General features: G+C 36.3%; 8 protein-coding genes. All 8 read right to left on the bottom strand.

Translation table 11 applies throughout. The features are described from left to right. Positions 1–92: 92 nt before the first annotated feature. Complete coding sequence (gene trmFO / locus ACTQZM_RS11200) at positions 93–1385, bottom strand: FADH(2)-oxidizing methylenetetrahydrofolate--tRNA-(uracil(54)-C(5))-methyltransferase TrmFO (RefSeq protein WP_441653817.1); 1293 nt, start codon at positions 1383–1385, stop codon at positions 93–95. 14 nt (positions 1386–1399) lie between these two features. Continuing rightward, positions 1400–3478: a type I DNA topoisomerase gene (topA, locus tag ACTQZM_RS11195; RefSeq protein ID WP_441653816.1), complete on the bottom strand. Its 2079-nt coding sequence runs from the start codon at positions 3476–3478 to the stop codon at positions 1400–1402. A 188-nt stretch (positions 3479–3666) separates the two neighbouring features. Continuing rightward, on the bottom strand, positions 3667–4554 hold the full coding sequence (gene dprA, locus ACTQZM_RS11190; protein WP_441653815.1) for a DNA-processing protein DprA: 888 nt from the start codon (positions 4552–4554) through the stop codon (positions 3667–3669). A gap of 50 nt (positions 4555–4604) precedes the next feature. Then, positions 4605–5369, bottom strand: coding sequence for a ribonuclease HII (locus ACTQZM_RS11185; RefSeq protein WP_441653814.1), 765 nt, complete (start codon positions 5367–5369; stop codon positions 4605–4607). Continuing rightward, positions 5362–6213, bottom strand: a complete 852-nt coding sequence (gene ylqF / locus ACTQZM_RS11180; RefSeq protein ID WP_441653813.1) for a ribosome biogenesis GTPase YlqF — start codon at positions 6211–6213, stop codon at positions 5362–5364. The genes ACTQZM_RS11185 and ylqF overlap by 8 nt, the downstream gene beginning before the upstream one ends. 91 nt (positions 6214–6304) lie before the next feature. Then, a complete protein-coding gene (locus ACTQZM_RS11175; RefSeq protein ID WP_441653812.1) occupies positions 6305–7825 on the bottom strand; it encodes a tyrosine-type recombinase/integrase in 1521 nt (506 codons plus the stop codon). Positions 7826–7914: 89 nt separating this feature from the next. Next, complete coding sequence (locus ACTQZM_RS11170) at positions 7915–8154, bottom strand: hypothetical protein (RefSeq protein WP_004195677.1); 240 nt, start codon at positions 8152–8154, stop codon at positions 7915–7917. Positions 8155–8479: 325 nt separating this feature from the next. Further along, positions 8480–8737, bottom strand: coding sequence for a sigma factor-like helix-turn-helix DNA-binding protein (locus ACTQZM_RS11165; protein WP_441653811.1), 258 nt, complete (start codon positions 8735–8737; stop codon positions 8480–8482). Positions 8738–9197: the final 460 nt, after the last annotated feature.

Raw genomic sequence — 9197 nt, 5'->3', positions numbered from 1 at the left:
AGCATCGATTGAAGAAAGAAAAGAAAATAAAAAAAAGAGAGAAAGCATTCATAAAATAACTTTCTCTCCAATTGACTTAATTGCCAACAACACTACTTGACAAAGAGCCAACTTTCTAACGCACGATTTGCTAGCGTTTCATAACGTACTTTCTTATCGCGAATACGTTCAGGAAGCTCTGGGAATAGGCCAAAGTTGGCATTCATTGGTTGGAAATGTTTGCCTTCAGCATGCGTGATATAGTAGGCCATCGAACCCATCGCAGTTTCACGAGGGAAGACAACAAGCTCCTCCCCTTTGGCTAAACGTGCTGCATTAATACCGGCAATTAAGCCACTGGCTGCACTTTCCACATAACCTTCAACCCCTGTCATCTGACCAGCAAAGAAAATACGGCTATCTTTGCGTGATTGATAAGTCGGTTCTAATAACTCTGGGGAATTCATGAAGCTATTACGATGCATGACACCATAACGGACAAATTCAGCATTTTCCAAGCCAGGAATCATTTGGAAGACACGTTTTTGTTCGCCCCATTTCAAATGAGTTTGGAACCCAACGATATTATAAAGTGAAGCTGCCGCATTATCCTGACGTAATTGAATCACCGCATAAGGACGTTTACCAGTTTTTGGATCTTCAAGCCCAACTGGTTTCATCGGCCCAAACAACATCGTTTTCTCACCACGAGCTGCCATCACTTCAATTGGCATACAACCTTCGAAGTATTTTTCTTTTTCGAACTCTTTTAATGGTGCCACTTCCGCATTAACCAATTCTTTATGAAAAGCCTCGAACTCTTCTTTGGTCATCGGACAGTTCAAATAAGCTGCCTCACCTTTATCATAACGTGATTTTAGATATACTTTATCAAAATTAATTGAAGATTTTTCAATAATTGGCGCAGCGGCATCATAGAAATAAAAACCATCCGAACCATTAAATTCCTTAATTGTTTTAGCTAACCCTTCAGAAGTTAAAGGCCCAGTCGCAACTACGGTAATCCCTTCTGGAAATGCTGTTAATTCTTCTTCATATACAGTGATAAGTGGATGATTACGTAATTTTTCAGTTACCGTTGCTGAAAAAGTATCACGATCTACCGCTAAGGCACCACCAGCTGGGACACTGGTTTCATCTGCACTATGAATAATCACTGAATTCATTCGGCGCATTTCTTCTTTTAAAACACCGACAGCATTTTGTAAGCTATTACCTCGTAAAGAATTTGAACAAACCAATTCAGCAAATTGATTTGTATGATGGGCAGGTGTTTTCTTTGTTGGACGCATTTCATATAGATGCACTGCCACACCTGCATTTGCAATTTGCCAAGCTGCTTCACTTCCTGCTAGCCCAGCGCCAATAACATTCACATAAACCATCAATTCTCTCCTATCTATTTAATGACATTTTCTTCGTAATCACCATTCGGACAAACGACTTGCTTGCCACCTTTGACTTTTTTCTCAACTAAGAAGTGATCACATTTCGGACAATTTCTGCCAATTGGTTTATCCCAAGAAACAAACTCACATTCAGGATAATTACTGCAGCCATAAAATACCCGATTTTTCTTAGATTTTCTTTCAATAATTTGACCTTTATGACAGTGTGGACATTCAACACCGATTTCTTTTACGATAGGCTTGGTATTACGACATTCTGGAAAATTACTACATGCATAGAATTTGCCATATTTTCCTAGTTTAACGACCATCGGATGACCACAAACATCACAATCAAAGCCAGCCGGTTCATCTTTAATTTGAACTTTTTCAATTTGTTCTTCAGCCACGGCTAATTCTTTCGCAAATGGTTGATAGAAGCCATCGATGACTTTCACCCAGTTTTCTTTCCCTTCTTCTACACGGTCCAAACTATTTTCCATCTCGGCAGTAAAGTGAATATCAACAATTTTAGGGAAGAAATCAACCGTTAATGTATTTACAATTTCTCCTAATTCTGTCGGTTCAAATCGTTTTTGTGCCAATTTGACATAATAGCGACGTTGAATCGTATCAAGTGTTGGCGCATAAGTAGAAGGGCGACCGACACCATTTTCTTCAAGCGTACGAATCAAAGTAGCTTCACTATATCGTGCAGGTGGTTGGGTAAAGTGTTGTTTCGGCTCTACATCCACAGACTGGACGGTTTCCCCTTCGATTAGTTCTGGTAAGACATTTTCTTTTTCTTCCTTGCCATCGTCGCGTCCTTCGACATAAACTTGCATAAAACCTTTGAATTTGACTTTAGAACCATTAGCAATAAAAGTAACGCCATTTTGAATTAAAGTCACTTTCATAGTATCAAGGACAGCAGGTGTCATCTGACTAGCCACAAATCTGGACCAAATCAAAGAATATAGCTTCATTTGATCTTTATCTAAGTATTTTGCTAAACTTTCTGGTGTACGCAACACACTCGTTGGACGAATCGCTTCATGGGCATCTTGGGCACCTTGCGCATTGACAACTTTTTTGCTACTGTGAGCCGCAAATTCACTACCATAAGTTTCTTCAATAAATTGTGAAGCCTCTTGTTTGGCTGTATCGGCAATTCGTTTAGAGTCTGTACGCATATAGGTAATTAGACCGACCGTACCTTGACGACCTAGGGCAATTCCTTCATATAATTGTTGCGCAACCATCATTGTTTTACGTGTTCTAAAGTTTAATTTCCGCGCAGCTTCTTGTTGTAAACTACTCGTTGTAAATGGCGCTGCTGGATTGCGTTTACGTTCTTTCTTTTCAACTTTGGTTACTTGATAATCTTTAGAATCGACACGTTGTAAAACCGCTTGAACATCTTCTTGCGTCTTTAGCTGATATTTCTTTCCATCTAAGCCCCAGAAATTGGCTTTAAACTTTTGACGTCCTTTTTTAAAGTTCCCATCAATCGTCCAATATTCTTCTGGCTTGAACTCACGAATTTCTTTTTCGCGATCAATTATCATCTTCAAGGCAATTGACTGTACCCGACCTGCACTCAAACCTTTTTTCACTTTTTTCCATAGAATTGGACTAATAGAATACCCTACAAGTCGGTCTAACACACGACGAGCTTGTTGCGCATCCACTAAATCTAAATTAATGGTACGTGGTTCTTTAAAAGCCGCTTTGACTGCATCTTTGGTAATCTCATTAAAGACAACACGGTTTTTATCTTCCAGTGACAAGCCTAGAATATGTGCTAAATGCCAGGCGATTGCTTCCCCTTCTCTATCCGGGTCACTTGCAAGATAAACTTTTTCCGCTTTTTTAGCAGCTTGACGTAAACTCTTAATGACATCGCCTTTACCGCGGATTGAAATATAGTGTGGTTCATAGTTGTTTTCTACATCAATTCCCATCTTACTTTTAGGTAAATCACGTACATGCCCCACACTGGCAACGACTTTGTAGTTCTTTCCTAAATACTTCTCAATTGTTTTTGCTTTTGCTGGTGACTCCACTATGACTAAATACTTATATGCCATCAAATCAGAGCTCCTTTATAAAATTTTTCTTCTATTATAATAAATGAATTCAAATCATATCATTTTCAAATTTTGTCCAAAATGCTTAAAGACATGAACAAAATTATTTTTTTCGTAAATCGACTACAATCATAGCGATAAGAATTAGGTTTGTCAAGAAAAATAGCAAAGCAAAAATATACAAACGATTATTTTACGCGAAAATTTGGCAATTCATCAAGAATATCCGATGCTGAAATTACGCATTTTGCTCCATCTTGAATAAGCTTTAAAGTTCCGGTATTACGACGACTTATAACTTCTCCTGGCACACTAAAGACACTGCGACCTTCATCAATAGCAAGCTGTGCCGTAATTAAAGAACCGCTCTTGTCTTTAGCCTCAATCACACAGACACCTTCAGCCAGTCCAGCAATAATACGATTACGAAGCGGAAAATGAAAACCTCGCACAGGAGTAGTTGCTGGATACTCACTAACAATCAACTGCTGATTCTTCATTCGCTCATATACAGACCTAACTTCTTTTGGATAACAAATATCTATCCCACATCCTACTACCCCAATCGTCTTTCCGTGATAAATCATCGCCAATTGATGGGCAAAACTATCTACCCCTTTAGCCAAACCACTCGTAATGACCAAACCTTCATCAATCAATGGTGGTAAAAGCTGCTCCATTACTTGATAAGCGTACGGACTGGCTAATCGAGAGCCTACAATTGCGATTTGTCGTTGCTGCAATAAAGATTTATCGCCTTCATAAAAAAGAACAAGCGGTGGTTGATACGTTTCTTTTAAAACATCAGGGTACTCCTCTGATAAAATCGTGATAAATTTCTGCTCAGCCGTCAAATCTCCTAGTTTTTGCTCATCTAATTCCTGCCAATAGTGCAAAAACAAGTCTTGATGCTGACTGATTTGTAATTCACGCATAATAATCGGCCCTTGTTGCGCTAGTTCAGTCAAAGGATGCTCCACAAAATAGCCAAAAGCCCGCCATTTTTTCTGAATACTCAAGGGTAAATAACATAATTTCACACATAATTGTTCTAAAATTGATAATCGTTCAAACACAAAAATCCCTCCTCATTTACTAAATACGCAAAAAAGGAGGGAAAACTTTTTTAAATCATATCTTTTATTGGAGCAAATGTTTTGCGATGAATAGGTGTCACGCCATATTTCGCTAATCCTTCTATATGTTCCTTCGTGCCATAGCCTGCATTTTTGCCAAAACCATAGCCAGGATACTGTTTATCCAGTTCAACCATTAAATGATCACGATAAACTTTAGCAATAATACTAGCTGCGGCAATACTTTGACTCCGTGCATCACCTTTAATTAATGAAGTTTGTTGAATATCTAAATCTAATTCCATTGCATCAATCAGCAAGTAATCTGGTTGCACCGCTAATTGTTCGACAGCTTTGGTCATTGCTAGGCGGGCAGCTTGATAGATATTGATGGCATCAATCGTTGTTTCATCTACCACCCCAATTCCAATGGCCACGGCTTTTTCCTGGATAATCTGATACAGACTTTCGCGTTTTTTTTCGGATAATTGCTTAGAATCATTCAATCCTAAAATCAATTCATCATTAGGTAAAATTACCGCTGCAGCCACTACAGGTCCAGCTAATGGTCCCCGGCCTACTTCATCAATTCCGCAAATCGCCTGATAACCTTTTGCTAATAATTCATTTTCAAATTGCCGCATTTCGTGTGCTTTTTTAATCAGAGCCTGTTCTTTGGCTAAGAGATTTTCAAATTGTTGGATTAATTTTTGCACCCCTGCACGCTCATCTTTTCGTAATTGTAAAACATACTCATCTTGTGAATCATGGATTTGTGCCAATTTTTCCTTAATTTGGGCAATCGTTTCACTCATGGCTAGTCACCTCTTCAGCGCGGTCCAAAGTATAGCGCCCTAATTTTCCTTGACGAATATCGTGAATAATCCGCTCACAAGCACGTTCATAATCTTCTCTAAACCCTAGTCCCATGGTCAAGTCCATAATTAATTCGCCACCAAGTAAACTTTCATCAGCAAATGGATATCTAGCCTTAATTTGCCCAGGATAATAACGGGCAAAGAAGTCCAACCCATAAATGGTCAAATCATCTAAATGTAATAATTGGTCTTTAATCGCGCCGGTCAAAGCTAACTTCATCCCAATTTCTTGATCATCAAATTTTGGCCATAATATTCCTGGTGTATCAAGTAACTCCAACTCATTTCCTAGTTTTAACCATTGTTGGCCTTTTGTCACCCCAGGCTTATTCCCGGTTTGGGCAATTTTTTTACCGACCAAGCTATTCAATAAAGTCGATTTGCCCACATTTGGAATCCCGATAATCATTGCGCGGATTGCTCTTGGTTTAAGTCCTCGTGCCTTATCACGGGCAATCTTTTCGGATAGTGCTTCTTTAGCTAAAGGTAAAATTTGCTTTACTCCTTGATTTTCTTGGGCATTAATGGCTAAAGCTAAAATCCCTTGCGCTTTAAAATACTCTATCCATTGCTTAGTTTGTTTTGGATCGGCTAAATCCGCTTTATTCAACAACATGATTCTAGGCTTTTGTTGTAAAATCTGATTTAATAATGGGTTTCTAGAAGATAAGGGGAGTCTCGCATCCACTAATTCAAACACGATATCGACAAATTTTAATTTTTCACTTACTTCCCGTTTTGCTTTTGCCATATGACCGGGAAACCATTGAATAATTGCCATGTAGTAAAAATCCTTTCGTAGCAAGGGTTTGAGGCCCTTGGTTTTTAAAAATGCACAAAAAACCAAAAATAAACCAAAAATTTAAATAAAACTATCCCCAAACAAATTTATAGCCATCAACTTTTTGACTTGTATCTTGTTTCCTGATAGTAATGATTTCAAAATGGTCAATATATTTTGAAATATCTTCTTTTACTCTTGGCAATATATTGGCTGTTATGTGTCTAGGTGCATAACTTTCATTTATTCCTATTAGCGTTCTAAATGTACTCAAAGAACATTCCAAACTTTTTTGTTCGATATTCTCTTCGATTAACTCAAATACTGATTGCGAGTATTTACATTTCCATATTTTTAAATCTTTAAAATTGAAGTTGTTATCCAATGCAAATTTTTCCATCACAAGAATAGATTGATTTTGAGACTCTATAGTACTATGGGTATAGCCCATAGTTGTTTCAGGATTCACATGTCCCACACGTTCCATGATTTCCTTGAGAGGAACGGGTACATCCCCTCTCTGAAGATATGTAATATGCATATGTCTAAAGGAATGTGGCGTTACATGTTTTTTCCACTCAAATCCATATCGCTCCATACAATTCTTTTTCAAATCTGTTTCAATTCTTGATATGATTTCTCTAAAAGAATGTGAAGTTATAGGAGAGCCATATTCTGTTCTAAATACAGATGATGATTTCCTAAATGATTTTTTAGGATTTTTTAACATATACTTATCAAACTCTTTACTTCTATGCAGCGCCCGTAAATAAGCATCAATTGCTATTTGCGGAAGACGAACATATCTTTTAGACTCATCTGTTTTTGTCTCATCGTAATAAAAGTCATCTACCTTTAAGTCATGTGACTGTAATGAACGTGAGACATCTAATATAGCTTTTTCTAAATCTACAGTTGATTCTACAACAGCTCCTGCTTCCCCAATTCGAATACCAGTAAATAAAAGAAAAATTGCTAAATCATAGTAGTTTGGATTTCTCCTCTTGCTAAGCTCTTCAAAGAAGACCAATAATTCATGAACTTCTAAGAATTGCATTTTCTTTCTCAATTTAGCTTTACGTTTCTTACTTTTGGATACGTTTATTTTAACTGCTAAAAGTGGATTATATTGGTAAATCTGATGTAAAACACCGTAATTTAGAATTTTATTCAAGCTACTTCGAATATGTGAAAACGTTGAAGCTGAGCAATCATAAATTCGAATATAGTCTTTCAAAATTTTTTCCAAAAGTAACGGTTTTATTGAGGTTAGAAGATAATCGTCACCTATAATTTCACCCAATCTTTTCAGCACCAATTTTTCTCTATCTGCTGTTTGTTTTTTGACTGTGACAGACCACGACTCAAACCAGGCTTCTCTCAAATCTTTAAAGGTGAGTATTGTCTCGACATTAATTTTTGATTGAGTAACATTGAGTAAATTTTCAATTTTTTCCTGTAATTCAAATTCTGCTTTTTTTCGTGCAGAACTAGTATCCTTATAGTAAGAAACAGATGCTGTTTTCCATTTCCCAGTTAGAGGATCCTTGTAAGAATCTCCAACTTCAAATCTAATTTTTCCTGTTTTTGTTTCCCTTCTTTTATAAAACATTTTGAACTCTCTTTCTTTTTAAAAGAGAAAATATGATAGCCAATAGAATTAACTCACTCTATTTTATCACATCTTTTGAAAATTATCGGCTAATTTTTCTCTTTCCAAGTAAGGAACTCTTCAAATCCATCTAAATTGATAAATACCAGTTTATGAGTAGGATTTATGACATAGTGCTTAAATTTTTTATTCTCTCTCATTTCAGAAAGCCATCGATTTAGTGTGTGTATATTTAGTCCATCCCACCTTTTCATCAGACTTTTTTTGGTAGCCCACTCTGCAATACTGTTTTCAACTGGTATGTACTTTATTTTTACTACTTTTGTCATTATTTCCTCCTCAAAAGATAAGTAGCAAAAAAATTGAGACAAGTTTCATGACATTGGTGGGTTGATTCGGACATCAACATAGGAATCTCACCTGCTCCATTTTTCGACTAGAGCCTGAACGTTCAGAAGTATCATTAACATTATTTGTGTCATGGCAAATTGGATTCCAACCCAATTTTAGAAACAGATATTTTTCGCTCATATCATCGCGTATCTATTTCAACTGCTCGACAAATAAATAAAGTCCCACCTTGGTCTATTCAATTTTCAAAGGACAAAATGAGAACTCTCTCACTATATAAAGTGAAAAAAATCAAAGTCTGTTTCACATATGTTTCGAATTTTCAAGCATGTTTTTTAACTTACTAAGGACTTTATCTCTTAATCTAGAAATTTTAGATGGATTGGTTCTTAATTCATCTGCAACTTGACGTAGAGTTTTTTCCTGAAAATATATAGATTCTATCAACATCATCTCGCTATCATTCAGTTTCGAAAGTGAGTCCGCTAACAGTTCTAACATAATTTTCGTTTCAACAATTTTTTCAGTATCTATTGTCAAATCAGGCAATACATCTTCCAATTTAAAGTTATCATTTTCAAACGATGAGAACGGGAGCACTGAGAATAAAATTTCACGTCTTCGTAAATAATTTTGATGATTCACTATATTCCAGTATCCACTGTATACCGTTTAATCAACAATAATTTTCCGTCCTCTAACAATTAAATAATATTCCATAGTATTCCTCCAATTGCTATATATTTTTTTGACAATTTGGAGGGCTTCGTGTCTTATTCATACTTGAAACTCTCTTTGTAAATTTATTTCCTCCCCATTTAGTAAGTGAATTATTCAATTGCTAGTTTCACTTTAAAAAAAAAAGGGTCTAAGATATTTAGTGTTGTTACTCAAACGGAGGATAACACTGAATATCTTTTTTTATAATCATAATAATAGAAAAAGACATCTGTTTCCTCTATAATTAAGTCGACCAAAACCATTAAGGAGTGAAACAAGATGTCTTTACTAAATAATATCA

This window comes from Enterococcus cecorum (assembly GCF_052119425.1).
Lineage (GTDB): Bacteria > Bacillota > Bacilli > Lactobacillales > Enterococcaceae > Enterococcus_E > Enterococcus_E cecorum_C.
This window is presented reverse-complemented; position numbering and strand designations above follow the sequence as displayed.

Coding starts and splice junctions, on each gene's coding strand:
- trmFO (WP_441653817.1), bottom strand. CDS start 1,385: ATGGTTTATGTGAATGTTATTGGCGCTGGGCTAGCAGGAAGTGAAGCA.
- topA (WP_441653816.1), bottom strand. CDS start 3,478: ATGGCATATAAGTATTTAGTCATAGTGGAGTCACCAGCAAAAGCAAAA.
- ACTQZM_RS11185 (WP_441653814.1), bottom strand. CDS start 5,369: ATGAGTGAAACGATTGCCCAAATTAAGGAAAAATTGGCACAAATCCAT.
- ylqF (WP_441653813.1), bottom strand. CDS start 6,213: ATGGCAATTATTCAATGGTTTCCCGGTCATATGGCAAAAGCAAAACGG.
- ACTQZM_RS11175 (WP_441653812.1), bottom strand. CDS start 7,825: ATGTTTTATAAAAGAAGGGAAACAAAAACAGGAAAAATTAGATTTGAA.
- ACTQZM_RS11170 (WP_004195677.1), bottom strand. CDS start 8,154: ATGACAAAAGTAGTAAAAATAAAGTACATACCAGTTGAAAACAGTATT.